Annotated in this window: 1 pseudogene; it reads right to left on the bottom strand. The window is 75.7% G+C overall.

Annotated elements, in window-relative coordinates:
- Positions 1-401: pseudogene (locus G3I78_RS49365) on the bottom strand (alpha/beta hydrolase); the annotation flags it as partial.
- Between the last annotated feature and the right edge of the window lie 14 nt (positions 402-415).

Genomic DNA, 415 nt, shown 5'->3' with positions numbered 1-415 from the left:
CCGCCGGGGCCGCCGAAGTTGAACACCAGCGACCCGATCCGGCCGCTGCCGGTGGCCTTGGCGCGGATCATCGCGAGACCGATGGTCGGCCCGTCCGGCTTCGCGTAGTCCAGCGGCGCCTTGAGCGTCGAGCACTGCCATTCGCTCCCGGGCGCCTTGCCGTCCGTGCCCTGCGCCACACTCGGCGCCGGGCACCGCCGCCAGCTCAGCTTCTGCCCGGTCAGCGACCCGGGCAGCGCGCCCGGCGCGCCGGCCGGCGGCGTGCTGCCTGTCACGGAGGCCGTAGCCGCGGGCTTGTCGTCCGCGGCCTTCGAGTCCCCGCCCCCGCACCCCGCCGCCCCCAGCGCGATGACCAACGCGACACCCACCACCGCGTCCCGCCGCACCCGTACGTTGCTCATGGATCTCCCACCCG

Origin of the sequence: Streptomyces sp. SID13726, assembly GCF_010548375.1 — a bacterium.
GTDB lineage: Bacteria > Actinomycetota > Actinomycetes > Streptomycetales > Streptomycetaceae > Streptomyces.
Note: the sequence above shows the minus strand (reverse complement) of the source record. Positions and strands in the feature narration are given on the sequence as shown.